This window comes from Nonomuraea insulae, from assembly GCF_042656245.1.
In genome coordinates, this window is record NZ_JBHSPA010000037.1 from 102,508 (window position 1) to 119,852 (window position 17,345).

Genomic DNA, 17,345 nt, shown 5'->3' on the forward strand with positions numbered 1-17,345 from the left:
TTACCAGGAATGACGTGTCCGTCCACCTGGGCATCCAATCCTGGTCGATGGCCACGTAATCTCTTGATCTTGTTCGTGTGTCTCGGTGCGCGGTGACGCTCTGCCCGGTTTGAGTGGTGGTCGAGGTAACCAGCCGTTTCGACCGGGAGGGGGCTTGTGACCAAGTCCGATGCGGAGCTGATGGAGATCTTCCGCGCCTACGATCTGACCGGATGTGCCTGGTCCGCAGCGCAGCTGGCGGGGTGCGATCCCAAGACGGTGCAGCGCTACATCGCGTTGCGTGAAGCGGGCGGCGTCCCGGCGGAGCGAGCGTTGCGGCCCAGGTCGATTGACCCGTTCCTGGTCAAGATTGAGGAGAAGGTCGAGCGCTCAGGTGGCAGGGTCCGGGCCGATGTGGTGCACAAAGACCTGGTGGCGATGGGCTTTCGCGGCTCGGAGCGGACCACCCGGCGGGCCGTTGCGGCGATCAAGGAGTCGTGGCGGGCGGGACGACGGCGCGTCTACCGGCCGTGGATCCCCGAGCCGGGCATGTGGCTGCAGTGGGACTGGGGCGAGGGCCCGCGCATCGCCGGACGCCGGACGCAGCTGTTCTGCGCCTGGCTGGCCTGGTCGAAGTTCCGGGTGGTGCTGCCGTCCTGGGATCAGACACTGGGCTCGCTGACCGCCTGCCTGGACGCGACCTTGCGCATCATCGGCGCGGCGCCCACCTACCTGCTGACCGACAACCCGCGCACCGTGACGGTCGAGCACATCGCCAAGATCCCGGTCCGGCACCCGCAGATGGTCGAGCTCGGCCGCCACTACGGATGCGTGGTGCACACCTGCGAGCCGTTCGACCCCGAGTCCAAGGGCGGCGTGGAGAACACCGTGAAGATCGCCAAAGCCGATCTGGTGCCCACCACCACCAACCTGCGCTCCAGCTACGGCAGCTTCGCCGAACTGGAAGACGCCTGCGCCCGCTGGGCCGAGCAGGTCAACCACCGCATGCACCGGGTGTCCCGCTCGGAAATACGGTTTCGTGCTGTGAGCTGGGGTTTTGCTGCGTGATCAAGGCGGTCGCTGCGACCATCGCAAGGTGCTCTTATCGTTTGTCTACCGGTTGGTGAGGGGCCTGTTCGGCCTGCTGACCGTGCTGGTCCGCTCTGATCTGTCCAAGGATGTTGAGCTGCTGGTGCTCCGTCATGAGAACCAGGTGCTCCGCCGTCAGCTCGGCGGTCAGCCGCGGTGGGGTCGCGTCGACCGGCTCTGGCTTGCAGCGTTGTCGCGACTGATCCACCGCCGCCGGTGGGCGGAGGTGTTCCCGGTCACTCCGGCGACAATCTTGCGCTAGCATCGTGATTTCGTGGCACGTAAATGGACTTTCACCGACAGGCGGCGCCCCGGCCGGCCCTGCACCCGCCGGCCGGTCAAGGCACTGATCGTTCGGATGGCCCGGGAGAACCCGACCTGGGGCCACCGGAGAATCCAAGGCGAGTTGGCGCGCCTGGGCTACGCGATCGCAGCCTCCACGGTGTGGGAGATCCTCCACGCCGCCGGTATCGATCCCGCGCCCCGCCGGGCCGGCCCGACCTGGCGGCAGTTTCTGACCGCGCAGCCCACGCGATCATCGCGTGCGATTTCCTGGTGGTCGAAACCGTGCTGCTCAAACGGTTGTATGTGCTTGTCTTCATCGAGCACGGCACCCGGAAACTGCACCTGGCCGGAGTGAGCGCGCACCCGGCCGGAGCATGGACGGCGCAGCAGGCCCGCAACCTGGCCATAGATCTGGGTGACCGCATTGCCAGGCTGCGGTTCTTGATCCACGACCGAGACCCGCTCTTCACCTCCGCCTTTCGGGAGGTCTTCGAAGCTGAAGGGCTGCGGCTGGTCACCACGCTGCCGCGAACGCCAAGGATGAACGCGATCTGCGAACGGGTCATCGGTACCCTGCGCCGCGAACTCCTGGACCGGATCCTGATCCTTGATGAACGCCACCTGGCCCGCGTGCTCCAGGAGTATCTGATCCACTACAACGAGCACCGGCCGCACCAGTCCAGACAACAACGGCCCCCGGACATCGCAACGCAACCCTCCCGCGACATGACCGACCTCAACGACTTGCGATCCATCCGCCGAAAACCCGTCGTCACCGGCGTGATCAACGAATACCATCACGCCGCATAACCGCAGCTCAAGCCACGTAACTCAATATTCGAGCGGCACGGTTTCGTGCTGTGAGCTGGGGTTTTCCTGCGCGATCAGGGCGGCGGCTGCGACCATCGCAAGGTGTTCCTATCGCTGGTCTACCGGTTGATGAGGACCTTGTCCGGCCTACTGACAGTGCTGGTTCGCGCTGATCTGCATAAAGACGCTGAGCTGCTGGCGCTCCGGCACGAGAACCAGGTACTCCGCCGTCAACTCGGTGGCCGGCCACGGTGGGATCATGCCGACCGACTCTGGCTTGCGGCGTTGGCGCGACTGATCCCCCGCCATCGGTGGGCGGAAGTCGTCCACGTCACCCCAGCAACGATCTTGCGCTGGCACCGCAACCTGGTAGCGCGTAAGTGGACCTTCACCGACAGGCGACGCCCGGGACGGCCCGGCACCCGCCAGCCCGTCAAGACGCTGATTGTGCGGATGGCCCAGGAAAACCCAACCTGGGGGCACCGGAGAATCCAAGGCGAGTTGGCGCGCCTCGGCTACAACATCGCGGCCTCCACGGTATGGGAGATCCTGCACGCCGCGGGTATCGCTCCGGCGCCCCGCCGGGCCGGGCCGACCTGGCGGCAGTTCCTGACCGCTCAAGCCCACGCGTTCATCGCGTGTGACTTCCTCGTAGTCGAAACTGTGCTTCTCAAGCGGCTGTACGTGCTGGTCTTCATCGAGCACGGCACCCGGCGACTGCACCTGGCCGGTGTGACCGCGCACCCGAGCGGGGCATGGACGGTGCAGCAGGCTCGCAACCTGGTGATGGAATTGGGTGACCGCATCGCCCGGCTGCGGTTCGTGATCCACGATCGGGACCCGCTCTTCACCTCCGCCTTCCGGGAGGTCTTCGAAGGTGAAGGGCTGCGGATCATCACGACACTGCCGCGGACCCCGAGGATGAACGCCATCTGCGAACGCGTCATCGGCACTGTGCGCCGTGAACTCCTGGACCGGACCCTGATCCTCAACGAACGCCACCTGGCCCTCGTGCTGCACCAGTATCTGATCCACTACAACGGACATCGCCGCGCAGCCCGCCCGGCACATGACCGCCCTCGACGACCTACGACCCGTCCGCCGAAAACCCGTCGCCACAGGAACGATCAACGAATACCACCATGCCGCCTAATGGGAGCTCAGACCACGTAGCTCAATATTCGAGCGGCACACTATCAAGAACCCGCAGGTGAGACACCGAATCCTAATACTGAGCCCCAGGATCAGCGTCACATTGGGATGCACACCAAAGGTGTGCATACACAGCCGTATATCACCATGCGTTCCCCTCCTTGCCATCTGACGGCACTCTAGGTCCATGCGGAAGGCGACATCTTCCCGAGCGTCACGTGCGAACACGTGGCGCCGGTCGATGATCGCGGCCATCGTGGTGACGGCGGGTGTGTTCCTGGTGGGGCTGGCCCGCGTCTTCCTCGTCGCCCCACTGGCGACGCAGGATCAACAGGCCAGCGTGGTGAGCATGTTCATCAGCGCGATCGGGCTTATCGTCAGCGTGGCGGCGTTCTTACTGCAGGTACGCGCGGAACGTACGCACACGACGAAATCGGGAGCAACTCTTCAGGGCGAGGCGGCGCAACATGACCGCAACCCTTCCCAACCGCGATCCGGCCAGATCGTAGAGGGCAACATCCCGCAGCGCCCTCCCGGCCATCAACTGCGTGAAGACTCCCTGCTCCGGCTGCGAGAACTGCTAGATCACCAGACATCGACAGCGGGCGACGGCGCGGTGATGTCCTGCGCCGTGACCGGCGGGCCGGGCGTGGGTAAGACGATGCTGGTCGCCTCGTACGCCTGGGGTTGTCAGGCCGCGGGCTGGCCAGTCATTGTTTGGATTATCGCGGAAGAGGTCACCCAGATCGTTTCCGGCCTGGCCTCCCTCGCCGATCGGCTGGGGCAGCGGACCCCCGATGACAACGAACTTATCGCCGCTGGCCGGGCCAAGGCATGGCTGGCCACGACGACGGAACCGTGCCTGCTGGTGTTCGACAACGCCCTCAGCGTTGCCAAGGTACGCCAGTGGTGCCCGGCGACAGGCGCCACCCGAGTGATCATCACCTCACGCAAGCGTGAATTCGAGCGCGCTTTCGAACATCTCGAAGTCAGGCTGTTCTCCAGCGAACAGTCGGTCGCCTTCCTGCAAGACCGTACCGGGCTGTCCGATCCGGTCAGCGCCGCCCGGCTCGCGGTCGAGCTCGGGCACCTGCCGCTGGCACTGGCTCAGGCCGCCGCCATGATCACCCAGACGCAGCTGGACTACTCCGAGTACCTGGATCAGCTGCGCGACGACCGCATCAGCGACTACCTGCAGGCTCAGGACGGCGACGCTTACCCGGTTGGCGCCGCCGAGGCCATCCTGCTGTCGGTCTACCAGGCCGAGGAGTCTTTGCCCTTCGCCCGGCGACTGCTGTCATTCCTTGCGGTCTCGCCAGCCACGGGCGTCTCCGTTTCGAGGCTCGCCGCCGAGATGGGCGCCGAGCTGATGCACGTGCGGAAGCTGCTCGCCGACTTGACCAACACCTCACTCGTCGCATTCAGCGAAGACCGCGGGTCGGTCTCGATGCACCGCCTGGTGCATCGAGTACTGCGCGACCGCGCGGCCCGCCAAAGCGACGTCGACTATCTCCTCAAGCAGGCCATCGGCCCGCCACAACAGGTCGAGCAGTTCTTCCACCATCACGGACGGACGTTGATCAGTGTGGCCATGCTCGCCGGTGCCACGCGCGACGAAGCCGACAAGGCGGTGCGCGCCACCATGGTCGCCCTAGGAGGCCGCTGGAACGCGATCAACGATCACAAGGGCTACGCCGGCGAGATGGTCCTCGCCACCTTTATCAAGCAGCGCGGCAAGCAGCCGTCGGCGACCACAATTACCCCCTGGGAATCGCGGCTGACCTTGTGGGAGGACCGCCACTGGATCGAGCTCATGCTCGACGCATTGCCGCCCACGCGATGGGACACAATGGCCTGCTACCTCGCTGGAATGACAAGGCCCGGCATATCCGAGCATCTCGGGCGGAAGTGGACCGTGGTCGGGGAGAACCTGCGGTTCGCCCGTGAACGGCTTCAGCAGATCGTCGACCGGCCGACACAAAGCCTCAATGAGGAGAGCGACAAATGAACTCCTCCGAACCCCCGCAGCAACCGTCACCATACGACTCGGTGGCCGATTACCTGAACTTCATCGATGGGATCAGCGAAACCGTCGAGCATCTCTCCGATCAGGACATGGCTGATCGGGCTCGGCGAATCTTCGGTCCTGCCGAGTTGTCCCGACCGGAGTGGGGAGACGCGCAGCCCCAGTTGGATCGCGCCCCGCTGACCTTCGATGACGTGCTTCGCATTGCGATGGACAAGTGGCACAGCCCAGCACTCAACATGATGCAAATCACACAGGGCTACCACGCCATGGCACTGGCTCTCGCCCGACTCCTGGGCAGGGACGCCAACAACTGGTACTGCTACGCGACGTGGTCCTCCAAGACGATCACCGAGAGCCTGAGCCTCGATGGACACGGCCTATTCGGCACGGACTCCAGCCGCCGAACCGCTTGGACGCGCCTCAGATTGCTTGTACGCGGAGCACCGCGCTCTCCGCTCGGCTCCGCCTACGCCCGCGGTGTCGCCTTGGCCAACCGGGCGATCTTTTTGGAGACGGTCAGCGCGACGATCCACCTCATGCACGATGGGCCCGCCTCCTACATCAGGGTGAGCCCGGAGTCGGATGCGACGCCAGTGGCGCCTGAGTTCCTCCCCTACCTACTTGCCGAGGCCGACCCACGCTTCCTAGGGGACGCCGCGACGCTCCTCTCCGAGGCCGTGGAGGAGGATGATCCCGTCGTCCGAGCCGAACTCGTCCTCGGCGCCAACATAGCACTGTCGGCCTACGAGCAGATGCGGATGCAACGAGTCCTCGAACTGAGGCTGTATCGGCCGGTACGCTGGCTGACGCAAGTATGGTGGCGCTCATTGTGCTCGCTGGTGACCCGGCAGCCCTTCCACAGGTTCCGCTTGTACAGCACGGGACACGAGGACCAGCCCTTGCTGACGCGCGTGCTGGAAGACCTCTGGGCGGCATTCCATACTCGCTTTTTCTTATCGTTGAAGACCCCGGCCGGCAAGGTCAAAGTCGGTGAGAGATTGACTCCGTCTCCAAGCACTGGCTTAACGCGAGCATGGGCGCCTATTCGGGACAAGAGGGTCCGCAGGCTCGCCGAGGAATTCATCACCGATGACCTCCGGGGGGCCACCGCGGGAGTCGCCAACTGGTTGAAGTATCACGAACGCATGCGCTTCATCGTCAGCTACTTCCGCCTCTACCAGAACGAGCCCACTCTCTACGATGCACCATTCGCCGAGCGGATCGCAGAAGAGCTCAACCAGCGAGAGCTGCCCGAAATCAACAGCGCCGACTCCAGACGGAGGCTCGACCGGTATCCCCCGGCGATGGACCCGGACGCATACGAGATGGCCCACTTCTCTTTAGAACCATTTCTGGAGATGGTCGGGTTATAGAACCGCCCGTACTGTTCATCCAGCGGATGGGTACCGAATATTGTGTCACAGCATTTGCTGTGAGGTTTGCTGTGCTCAATGACTCTGCTGGTTAACCTTGATTCTTCAGTGGGCTGGGTTGTGTGAGCAGCTCCGCGGTTTGCCGTAATGTCCCAGACGCGGTTGGGTGGGCCGTCGCATGACGCTGCGGGGGCGCCGGGTTGAGGTAGCAGCGCAGGATCAGCCAGTGCCGTGGAGCGTCCCACGGCAGCGTCTCCGACAGTGCGCCTGCCGATAATCACATCCGCCCAGGTCATGACCATGTGAGGGCTTCACGTGGCGACGCGAGCTCCAGCCACCAGGAGGGCGAACGCGTGCGGCATGATGATGGACCGTGCTCCTTCGCCTGGCCTATCTCACCGTCACGAACACCTTCGCCGCACTGCGACTGCTGCCCATGAGCGATCGAGACAAGGACATCGAGATCCTCGCCCTGCGCCACCAGATCACCGTCCTCGAACGCCAACTCGGCGCCGACACCAAAGTCAGATTCGCTCCCGAGGACCGGGCCTTTCTCGCCGCGCTCCTGACCTCGCTGCCCGCGAGGTCCTGCGCCGGCTACGGCTCCTCATCCGCCCGGACCCCGTCCTGCGCTGGCACCGCGATCTGATGAAACGGCGTCATGCCCATACCTGCCGGCCGAAGCGGCCCGGCCGTCCACCCACCGTCCAGTCCATTCGCGCTCTCATCCTGCGTCTGGTTCGGGAGAACCCCGGCTGGGGCTACCGGCGGATCCACGGCGAGCTCACCACCCTCGGCATCAAGGTCGCACCGTCCACAGTGTGGGAGATCCTCAAGCAAGAAGGCCTTGACCCGGCACCCCAGCGGGCGTCCACCACCTGGGCCGACTTCCTGCGCTCGCAAGCCGACGCCCTACTGGCCGCCGATTTCATCGAGACCATCACCCTGAACGGGCAACGCCAGTACATCCTGGCCACCATCGAGCACGCCACCAGACGCGTCCGCGTGCTCGGCACCACCGCACACCCGACCGCCGACTGGGTCACCCAGACGATCAGGAATCTGGTGATGGACCTGGACGATGCGGGCTGCCGGGCGCGCTTTCTGCTCCGAGATCGAGATGGGAAGTTCCCGGCCCTTATGGACGAGGTCCTCGCCGAGGCCCACATCAAGACGGTGCTCACCGGTATTCGGATGCCGCGGATGAACTCCATCATGGAGCGGTGGGTGCAGTCGTGCCGTCACGAGCTTCTCGACCGCTGCCTCGTATGGAACGAACGCCACCTGCGGCACGCCCTGCGCGAGTACGAACGGTTTTACAACCAGCACCGCCCCCACCAAGCCCTAAACCAAGCAGCACCGCTGCGCACCGTCCCCGATCCGATAACAGACCCCGGGCGAATCATCGACCTGAACATACGCCGACGAGACCGGCTCGGCGGCGTCCTACACGAGTACTCACATGCCGCTTGACCTGCATGTATGGAATTTTCGGCAGGCGCAGATTCGCTCTGGATCTGTGATTGGGTCCGGGGCGGGGCGCAGTGGGGCGGCTTGGTTCAGGGCTTGGTGGGCTCGGTGCTGGTTGTAGAAGTGTTCGTACTCGCGCAGGGCGTACCGCAGGTGGCGTTCGTTCCAGAGTAGGCAGCGGTCCAGGAGTTCGTGGCGGCACGACTGCACCCACCGCTCCATGATCGAGTTCATCCGTGGCATCCGAATACCGGTGAGCACCGTCTGGATGCCCGCCTCGGCGAGGACCTCGTCCATGAGCGCCGAGAACTTCCCATCCCTATCGCGGATCAGAAAGCGCGCCTGGCAGCCCGCATCTTCCAGGTCCATCACCAGATTCCTGATCGCCTGGATGACCCAGTCGGCGGTCGGGTGAGCGGTGGTGCCGAGCACACGGACGCGCCTGGTGGCGTGCTCGATGACCGCCAGGACGTACTGGCGCCGCCCGTTCAAGGTGACGGTCTCGACGAAATCGCAGGCCAGCAAGGCGTCGGCTTGCGAACGCAGGAAGTCGGCCCACGTGGTGGAAGCCCGCTCGGGCGCCGGCTCAAGACCTGCCTGCTTGAGGATCTCCCACACCGTGGACGGCGCGATCTCGATGCCGAGCGTGGCGAGCTCACCGTGGACTCGCCGATAGCCCCAGCCGGGGTTCTCCCGGATCAGGCGCAGAATGAGGGCACGGATGGAGCGGACCGTGGGCGGACGCCCGGGCCGCTTCGGCCGGCAGGTACGGGCATGACGACGTCTCATCAGATCGCGGTGCCAGCGCAGGACCGTGTCCGGCCGGACGAGAAGCCGCAGCCGGCGCAGAACCTCGCGGGGCAGCGAGGCCAGGAGCGCGGCGAGAAGGCCCGGTCCTCAGGCGCGAATCTGACTCTGGAGTCAGCGCCGAGTTGGCGTTCAAGAACGGTGATCTGGTGACGCAGGATGAGAATCTCTACGTCCTTGTCCCGATCGCCCATGGGCAGCAGCCGCAGCGCGGCGAAAGCGTTTGTGACGGTCAGGTAGGCCAGGCGAAGGAGCACGGCCGACCATCCTGCCGCACTTGGTTCCGTCTCCTGAGCGGCCAGAGCTCGCGCCGCCACGCGAAGCCCTCGCAGAGTCATGACCTGGGCGGATGTAATTATCGGCAGGCGCACTCTGCTCGTCATGAGTGCGGTGATCGGTGCCATTGAGGGCGTGGTCGCGCGGCGAACTCGGACGAGGCCCTCTCCCTCGGCGTCGCCCGACGCGTTGCGCGAGATGGTCGTGCAGATGTGCCCGCACTTCGGGATGGAGTCCCCTCAGTGCTGTGACTATCGTTATGCGTAACCGAACTGCCCCAAGCGGTGCTGAGCAACGTCGATCTCCGCCGGTGTGAACAGGTGCGCGAACTGCGGCTGGGTGACCAGCGCCTCTACGGTGAGATCCAGCCTCCCTCGTTCCCAAAGCGCGGCAAATCCATCGGAAACAGCAGGCGTGTTGAGCAACTTCCGAGCGGTCGCGAGACTGCCATGCTCGGCGAGCATGCTCAGGAAGTACGTCGCATGGTAGTTGGCCTCGTTTCGCGCGCGATCGTAGATCGAGCGCATGGCTCTGTCGAACGCATCGGGCGAAGGCGTGTCGATCGGGGCAGGTTCGGTCTCGGTATCGCCGGCCCTTGCCTTGTTCAGTCGTTGCGCATAGCCAAGCAGCGCATCGACTGAGGTGTAGACCTCGTAACCGAGTTCTTCGAGCCGGGCAATGTCGGAGGACTCGGGGTCCAGCTCCAGGAGAACCGGTTTGCCCTGACCAGGCTGGAGGCCGTCCGCCCAGAAGGCCTCCGCGACCGCGAGCGCCCGGCCTGTAGCGGGGTCAGCGATTTCGCTGTCGAGCGCCGGCTCCGCGTAGCCCAGTCGCTGGAGTTCTTCCACCATGCCCTTGATCTGGACTGTCCGGACATCGTCCTGAGGTCCCGAAACACCGACGGGCTGGAGCTCGATGGCGGCGACCGCCGTCGCCCCATCTCGGAGCTCGGTGAGGAACGATTGGGCGGCGTCGGCGAGTAGCTGACGACGGGCAGCGAGGAAGTCCATGTAGCGCTCGGCCCGCCACAGATCCGGGTCGGTGGGGATCCACTGGGACGCCAGCACTCCCGGGTGCCTGGCCTCAGCTTCGGCGAAGTAGTCTTCCGGGGAACGTTTGCCAATCTGCAGGTTGGTGTCCTGTGTCAGGAAGCAGAAGTTGGCGATGGCGTTGACGTGAGCGCGTTCGTATCCCGCCTTGTAGAGCAGGGCCTTGGGGAAGATGTGGTGGACCTGTAGCGAGGTCAGCTTACCGAGCATCTCGGCCCGGAGCTCGAGACCGCTTCCGAGGTCCCGCGCCCCCTTGACTCTGGTGAGCATGTACAGCAGCGGGTAGAAGCGTGCCCCTCGGGTGGATCCCTCGAAGTCGTGCTGCTGGATCTCCAGGTTGCCGCCCCGCCAGCGCTCCAGGGACGAGATCAGCCCGTCGATCCCGGATCGGGCGGCGATCTCGTAATCCTGGGCGAGCACGGTCTCGGTAGATCCGGCGAAACGTCCCCACAGCGCCGAGTGCACGTACCAGAACAACACGCGGTCCCGATGCGCGGCGTCGGCGAATCGTCCTCCTGCGGTGAGATGGAGCAGCCGGGAGATGACGGGGACGGCGTAGCGCCCCATCAGGACCTGGTCGTGATCCAGCCCGAGCCGGCCGGAAGCGGCGTCCAGCAGGCTTCCGACGTAACCGACCGACTTGTTCAGCGCGATCTCGAAGTCCTGGTCGGATACCGCGTCGAGCGCGGTGAACACCGCCCGGCCCGTGGCCACTGCCGTGGTGTTGCGCAGGAGCCAGTCGAGCGAGAAGTCGAACCCGGCGCGCTGCCACCGGTTTAAGTGGTCACGCATGACTTGGCGGGCGGGTGGCCACTGGGCGCAGATCTTCGCGAGAGCCAGGTCTCCCTTGGAGAGCGCCGTTCCACCGGAGTTGACCCGGTTGAAAATGTCGACGACCACGTCGACATCTTTGTCCGGACCGGTGATCTTCTCCTCGTGAAACTCCCGGTTCTCCAGGTTCTTCAGCCGGTTCAGCCGCGCGAGATAGGTGGCAAACCTGTCGGGGAACTGGCCGAACTCCTTGATGAAGGGCTCAAGACCGTCGCTGAAGAGCCTGGTGACGTCCACCCACCGGGCGTCGTCCCGCATCTTGGCCGGCCCGTAGAACTCGAATGTCTCGTCCTCGACGTTGAACCGGAGCCCCGTGAACGCCGAAGCGTCACCTTCGAAGAAATCTGGAGCCTTGCCCCTGATCACTCCGTACAACGAGGTGATCCGTTGCTGGCCGTCAAGCAACAGCAGGCGGACACCACCGTCCGTTGCTCCGTTGCGGATGGAGGCGGCGTCCGGCTCGGTTTCCCACAGGAGGAGCCCGCCGACGGGATAGCCCTTGTAGAGCGACCTCATGAGCCCGCGCACCTGATCACGATTCCAGACATAGCCGCGCTGGAACTCAGGCAACAACACTGTGCCGTTGTCGATCTGGTGCAGCAGTACCGAGAGGGTAGCCATCATGCTCCACGTATCACGAAGGTCAGTAACTTAACGTTATGAGGTAAATCCCGAAAGGAAAATACTTGGTGCGCCGTGCCAAGACACGGACAGGCGTTCGCGAGCTCTTGTGCATGCCACCAAAAGCAGACAGCGCTCCCGTTGCAGATCGTGCGCGTGCGTCAGTTCGTCCTCCGCCACCGGCGTAATCGCGCTCGGCGGCGGCAGCACATGCTCGCCTGCCCCGATGACCGCGACACAGCGGAACTCGAGCCCCTTCATCCGGTGCATGGTTCCCGCCCGCACGACGTCGTCGTCCTGCCCGGCCTTGGCCAGCGAACGGACGGGCACATCCGCGCGTTCCAGAACGGCGATCGCCGTGTCGGCCAGCACATTGGAACGGGCCGCTATGCCGATCTCCCTCGGCTCCACCCCGCTGGCCAGCCACTCGCGGACCCTGGCCGCAAGTCCGTCCAGCTCGGCGCGCTGTGTCGTGAATCCCTTCAGCTCCGGCCCAGGTCCATGGACCTGCGAACGGTAGCCGGCGACTGTGTCGAGTCCACCGTCCATGTCGTCGATCGGTTCGCCCCGCAGCATGCCGAGGCTCCAGGCAAGGATCTCGGCGGTCGTCCGGTAGTTGATCGTGAGACGGGAGGACCGACCCGCGATCTTGATCCCCACGTCGCGCAGCGACACCCGATTGCCGTAGATGCGCTGGTGAGTGTCTCCGGCGACGAACAGGTCGTCAGGCCCTTCCTCGACGGCCGCTCGCAGCAGCCGCCATTGCACAGGGTGCAGATCCTGCGCCTCATCCACGACAATGTGCCGGTACGGCTTCGCGGGCCGCTCCTCCAGCAAGCGGGTCGCTTCAACACAGATCGTCTCGTGGGTCCACACCTTGCGACGTTTGAGCTCCTCCTCGAACTCCCACATCGCCTGCCACAGCTGGGCTTTCTGCCGCGTCCCCAAGCGGCGTCCTCGTCCGGCACGCTTGGCGGCGAGATATTCGGCGGCACTGGTCACGCCTTGGGCCAGCACGACCTGCCGCCACTCCTCCGCCAGGAAGGTTTCGGTGAACGGCAGCTCCAGACGCTTGACGATCTTCTTCCATACATCTTTCTCCTCCTTGTCTCGGAGAATGGCGGCGCGGCCGTGCCGTTCGGAGAAGATCTGGTAGGAGAGCTGGTCCACATGCCGGACCTCGATCCGGTCGCGGACTTCGGCCGAGCCGGTCAGCAGCCGCAGCCCGGCCTCCAGTGACGATGACAATGTCGAGGTGAAGGTGGTCACGAGCACCGGACCGGCTCCGAGGCCGGCCAGGTGATGCGCCCGGTGCAGCGCGACCACCGTCTTTCCCGTGCCCGGCCCGCCGGTGATCCGCGCCGGACCACTGAACGTCGTGTGGGCGACCTGGTGCTGCGCCGGATGCAGGTAGACCCGCCACAACGCGAACGGGTGGCGGAAGATCTCCATGAGCTCGTCTGGCCCGTCGACCAGAACGACTCGGTCAAGGGTCCGTTCGACGGCTGCGCCGACATCGCCTGTGTCGAACGGCGCGTGCCCTGGAGCTATCCCGAGCTCGGCCCATACCTCTTCAGGGGTGAGCCCAGCGGCCAGGCCGTAAAGGGCATCCCACTGGTTCTGTGGCAGAAATGCGCGTGACGCGTCAAGCTGGACAACGTCCGTGAGCACACGGGCGAAGCGCAGAGTCTGGTCGTCGATTCCGAGCCTGGTCAGATCGACGTCGCTGATGGCCTCGAACAGCAGAGCAGGCGCCCGGTCGGCCATCTTGACCAGCTCTGGCAGGGTGGCCTCAATCGCCACACAGTCAGTGATCTCGATCCGGCCGGTGGCGGCGTTGACGGAGACCTGCCTGCGCTGCGCCCAGGTATAGGAGTCGTCGTGTGGCAGGACCTTCAGCAGGGTGAAGGAGTCACCGCTCTCGGGCGCGAGCACGACTCCCCGCCAGAACTTGTCGATCCGGATTGTCCGGAACCGGTCGTCGCGTGCGTTGTTCACCTTTTCCAGGTGCATTCCCGCGTGGGTGGCCTGCTCGAACTTGGCGAACACCTCAGAGACGCGGTCCTGAACGGATCGTTCCAGTTTCGCGAAGTCGCGCAGGAAGTCCTTGTCGATTCCCAGCTTGGCCACGTCAGCTGTCCCCGTTCAGCTCGTCCAGGATTTCCTGGACCTTGGTCACGTTGGGATGCGCCTGACCGTAGCGGGCTTTCAGGTCGGGCAACAACGCGGAGAGCGTCTTCCTGGCGCCCACGCGGTCTCCTGCGCCCAGTTCCAGCAGGCCGATCTGGCGTCGCAGCTCCAGGGTGCGATCTTCGTCAACCTTGAAACGGCGCTCGTCGTCCAGCAGGCGGCCGAGTTGTGTCAGGGCGATTGTGGTCTCACCCGCGGCGGCGTGGCTGTTGGCCTCCATCAGCCGGAAGCGCAGGACGAGATCGTTGTCGTGACCCTCGCGTTCGGCGAGGTCTACGGCGAGCCCGGCGAACTCCGTGGCCGCTCGTCGGTAGGCACCTCCGAGGAACAGGACGTCGGCCAGTTCGATCCTCAGCGAGATGACGTCCGGGTTCGCCGCACCGAGGGCACGCGCGGCCGGCTCCACCGCCTCGGCAAGGACATCGGCGGCTTGAGTGAAGCGCGATTCGGCCTTCAGCAGGTGCGCGTCTTTCTTGGCCAATGCCATGTCGCTGTGCCGGAACGTGTCCGGGGCGGGAGCAGGCCGTTGGACGGGTGCCAGTTCGCCGGACGATCGGGGCGTCGTTCCGATCCGGCCGACCACCTGGGCGTACATCCGGACCGGATGGGGCGCTTTCACATCGACGTATCCGAGGAACGACGGCAACTCCCGGCAGAAATCCAGGAGTCGCGCGTAGACGGTTTCGGCCGAGGACGGTCGCTTGTCCGGTGTTTTGGCGAGCAACCACAACACGAGCCGCTCCAGGCCTTCCGGCACCTCGCGGCGTCGCTGACGCAATGGTTCCGGCTCCTGGCCCATGTGGTTGTGCATGGTCGCCAGAGGAGTGGGGCCGCAGAACTGGTTGTCGCCCGCGAGCATCTCGTCGAGGATCACGCCCAGCGAGTAGAGGTCGCTCTGTGGGCCGGTTGAGCCGGACATCGCCTGCTCAGGCGCCATGTACTCAGGCGTGCCTACGACGATTCCGGTGCTCGTGAGCCTCGTCGCCGTCGGGGAGGTGGCAGCCGCGATCCCGAAATCCAGCACCTTCACGGTGCCGTCCGGGCAGAGCATGAGGTTGCCTGGCTTGAGATCCCGGTGGACCAGCGACTTTTCGTGTGCCACAGCCAGCACGGAGCAGACCTGGGCGGCGATCGCCGCGGCCCAGGCGACGGGGATCTCCGTCTCATCGATGAGGAAGCCCACAGGGCAGCCCTCGATCAACTGCATGACCAGGTAGAGCTCTTCTCCGTGTGTGCCGCAGTCGTAGACGGTCGGGACGCCCGGATGCTCGAGGCGGGCGGTGATCCGAGATTCCCTGACGAAACGATCCGTCAGTTCCTTGTCCGGCTTCCCGTCGGAGAGGCGGTCGACCCTGATGAACTTGATCGCGATCGGCCGGTCGAGGCGGGTGTCCCAGCCGAACCAGACCTCGCCCATCCCTCCGGCGCGACGTGACATCGGATCGAGCGCATAGCGGCCATCGATCGTTCGCCTGTCCACCCCGGCCGCCTTCCCTCAAACACAGGCAATGTTTACCGAAGAAATTACAGAATCATCCCAATGATCATCGAGACATGGAACCCCTTGGTTCCAGATGATGTGCGGGAAGGCCTTCGGCGCCGGGCTCGGCCTCCGGCTGTATCTCGCCGTCGACGAGCGCCTCGAAAATCTGCGCGGCGAGCGCACCGCCGGTCTCGGCCACGGTGCGCACGGCGTACTCGAACGATTCGAGCCGGCGGAACGCCTCGCCATAGCGCCGTTGTTCGGAGATCGGCAGGCGGGGCACCTGCGAGCGGCGCACATCCACGCGGTAGCTCCCGGAAAGGGTGTCGGCCGCGCGCGCGGCCGACACACGAAGGAAGCCCGCGACGAAGTCCGGGTCCAGAACGCCCTGGTCAAGCCGGATGAGATAGAGGTGGGGACCGACTAGCACTTCCTCGGTGACCACCCGGGCGACCGATGAGCGGCTGACCGCCGGGATGACGATGTTTCCCGGTCTCGCGACCACCGACTCCGCCTTCACCTCACCTAGGCCGGAGGGTCCCCGGCCGAGTGTGACGTCCTTGGTGGTGAGCAGCGGCACCGTGCCGGAGTCGGTCTCCATCCGCATGGGTGTCTGCTCCACCTGTACGGCTCCGGCGCGAATGAGCTCTCCCACGGTGGTCATGGTCAGGTCCCGGCCCTGACGATTGACCTTCGGCAGCAGTGTGGTCAGGGCCTCCGACAGTTCCGTCAGCTCTACGCGGATGGTGTCGAGATCCTTTTCCGGTATGGCCGATGCCTTGGGAAGGCGCCGGGACGGTGTCAGGTCGACTTCGTCGTCCAGGAGATCGATGATCGGCACCGGTCGCCCCGACTCCAGGCTGCCTTCCGCCATGGCCACGTGTGAGGGGACGGCGTCCGAGTCCTGTGGCCGGCGCAGCACCCACAGGTGAGGTGGAAGGATGGACTGTGGCGCGGACCCGGCGGGGAGACCTATAACGGCCTGTAGTGTTCCCGTCCTCAGTAGTTGTGACCGGATTCTTCGCCCTGAACGACGGTTGGCAGCGGCGGGGGGCATCAGCACGACCACCTGCCCGCCAGGTTTGACCCGGGCCAGGCAGTGTTGCACCCAGGCGAGTTCCGACTCCCCCTTGGGCGGCAACCCGTACTGCCAGCGGGTGTCATTGGTGAGCTCCTCGTAGCCCCAGCCTCGTTCGTTGAACGGCGGGACGCACAGCACCCCGTCGGCTTCCCGATCAGGGAACGCGTCGGCCAGGAGAGCATCGCCCGCCCGGATGTCGGCGGCGATGCCGCGTGCGGTCAGACGGGCACCGGCCAGGCACGCGGAGGCTTCATCTCGGTCCTGGCCGATGACGACGCGGGCCTGGGTCGCGGCCAGCAGCAGCGCTCCGAAGCCGCACAGCGGGTCCAAGACGGTCTCGCACTCGCCCAGCAGGCTCGCCATGAGCGTGGCGACCTCCTCCGACACGACCTGCACGCGGCGCGAGTGGGTCTCCACGTAACGGCGGTAGAGAAGCTCGACGGTGTCTCGCAGTCCGCGTTCGGCCGCGAGTGCGGCGGTGGCTTCGACCAGCGGTGCGGGAGCGGAGGCAGCCGGGGCGGTACCGGTGATGGCGCCCGCCACGCTGGCGACGAGCGCGGCGAGTTGGAGGTCGTCGGCAGAGTTGCGGATCTGCTGCCATACCCGTTCTTCCTCCGGAAGCTCCTCGAGCTTTCCCTGGTCGCGCAGCCACGATTCAACCTCGGCCAGAGAGAAGAGCGGGTTGGAGGAGGTTCCGCCTACCGGTTCAGGAAAGTCGTGAAACCTGCGGCGCCAGTTGCTGACAGCGGGCCGGCCCACGCCGGCCATCCGAGCGATGTCGCCCGCCGCCACTGTGGCGTCGTCGTGCATGTCGTTCTCC

The 17,345-nt window shown here is 65.2% G+C and carries 12 protein-coding genes and 2 pseudogenes; 9 read left to right on the plus strand and 5 right to left on the minus strand.

Annotated elements, in window-relative coordinates; genetic code table 11:
- Window positions 1-180 precede the first annotated feature (180 nt).
- The 9 genes and pseudogenes from ACFPZ3_RS31740 to ACFPZ3_RS31780 form a co-directional block, all read left to right on the plus strand.
- A pseudogene (locus ACFPZ3_RS31740) lies at window positions 181-1,002 on the plus strand (transposase); the annotation flags it as partial.
- 73 nt (window positions 1,003-1,075) lie between these two features.
- Window positions 1,076-1,330, plus strand: a complete 255-nt coding sequence (locus ACFPZ3_RS31745) for a hypothetical protein (RefSeq protein WP_379517964.1) — start codon at window positions 1,076-1,078, stop codon at window positions 1,328-1,330.
- A gap of 12 nt (window positions 1,331-1,342) precedes the next feature.
- Window positions 1,343-1,465, plus strand: a pseudogene (locus ACFPZ3_RS31750) (hypothetical protein); the annotation flags it as partial.
- A gap of 47 nt (window positions 1,466-1,512) precedes the next feature.
- Window positions 1,513-2,163: an integrase core domain-containing protein gene (locus ACFPZ3_RS31755; protein WP_379517965.1), complete on the plus strand. Its 651-nt coding sequence runs from the start codon at window positions 1,513-1,515 to the stop codon at window positions 2,161-2,163.
- A gap of 102 nt (window positions 2,164-2,265) precedes the next feature.
- Window positions 2,266-3,336 (plus strand): integrase core domain-containing protein, encoded by a 1,071-nt coding sequence (locus ACFPZ3_RS31760; RefSeq protein ID WP_379517966.1) that lies wholly within the window; start codon window positions 2,266-2,268, stop codon window positions 3,334-3,336.
- Window positions 3,337-3,556: 220 nt separating this feature from the next.
- Window positions 3,557-5,323 (plus strand): hypothetical protein, encoded by a 1,767-nt coding sequence (locus ACFPZ3_RS31765; protein WP_379517967.1) that lies wholly within the window; start codon window positions 3,557-3,559, stop codon window positions 5,321-5,323.
- Window positions 5,320-6,717, plus strand: coding sequence for a hypothetical protein (locus ACFPZ3_RS31770; protein ID WP_379517968.1), 1,398 nt, complete (start codon window positions 5,320-5,322; stop codon window positions 6,715-6,717). The genes ACFPZ3_RS31765 and ACFPZ3_RS31770 overlap by 4 nt, the downstream gene beginning before the upstream one ends.
- A 373-nt stretch (window positions 6,718-7,090) precedes the next feature.
- Window positions 7,091-7,366 (plus strand): hypothetical protein, encoded by a 276-nt coding sequence (locus tag ACFPZ3_RS31775; RefSeq protein ID WP_379517969.1) that lies wholly within the window; start codon window positions 7,091-7,093, stop codon window positions 7,364-7,366.
- The gene (locus ACFPZ3_RS31780; protein ID WP_379517970.1) at window positions 7,366-8,190 is read left to right on the plus strand and encodes an integrase core domain-containing protein; all 825 of its coding nucleotides are present in this window, start codon (window positions 7,366-7,368) and stop codon (window positions 8,188-8,190) included. The genes ACFPZ3_RS31775 and ACFPZ3_RS31780 overlap by 1 nt, the downstream gene beginning before the upstream one ends.
- Here ACFPZ3_RS31780 and ACFPZ3_RS31785 read toward each other — a convergent pair.
- The 5 genes from ACFPZ3_RS31785 to ACFPZ3_RS31805 all read right to left on the minus strand — a co-directional run bounded on the left by ACFPZ3_RS31785 (window position 8,176) and on the right by ACFPZ3_RS31805 (window position 17,335).
- Window positions 8,176-8,805, minus strand: a complete 630-nt coding sequence (locus ACFPZ3_RS31785) for an integrase core domain-containing protein (protein WP_379517971.1) — start codon at window positions 8,803-8,805, stop codon at window positions 8,176-8,178. The genes ACFPZ3_RS31780 and ACFPZ3_RS31785 overlap by 15 nt on opposite strands.
- Window positions 8,806-9,527: 722 nt before the next feature.
- On the minus strand, window positions 9,528-11,771 hold the full coding sequence (locus ACFPZ3_RS31790; RefSeq protein ID WP_379518008.1) for a GmrSD restriction endonuclease domain-containing protein: 2,244 nt from the start codon (window positions 11,769-11,771) through the stop codon (window positions 9,528-9,530).
- Window positions 11,772-11,807: 36 nt separating this feature from the next.
- Complete coding sequence (locus ACFPZ3_RS31795; protein WP_379517972.1) at window positions 11,808-13,901, minus strand: UvrD-helicase domain-containing protein; 2,094 nt, start codon at window positions 13,899-13,901, stop codon at window positions 11,808-11,810.
- A gap of 1 nt (window position 13,902) precedes the next feature.
- Window positions 13,903-15,399, minus strand: a complete 1,497-nt coding sequence (locus ACFPZ3_RS31800) for a serine/threonine-protein kinase (RefSeq protein WP_379517973.1) — start codon at window positions 15,397-15,399, stop codon at window positions 13,903-13,905.
- 106 nt (window positions 15,400-15,505) lie between these two features.
- Window positions 15,506-17,335 (minus strand): HsdM family class I SAM-dependent methyltransferase, encoded by a 1,830-nt coding sequence (locus tag ACFPZ3_RS31805; RefSeq protein ID WP_379517974.1) that lies wholly within the window; start codon window positions 17,333-17,335, stop codon window positions 15,506-15,508.
- Between the last annotated feature and the right edge of the window lie 10 nt (window positions 17,336-17,345).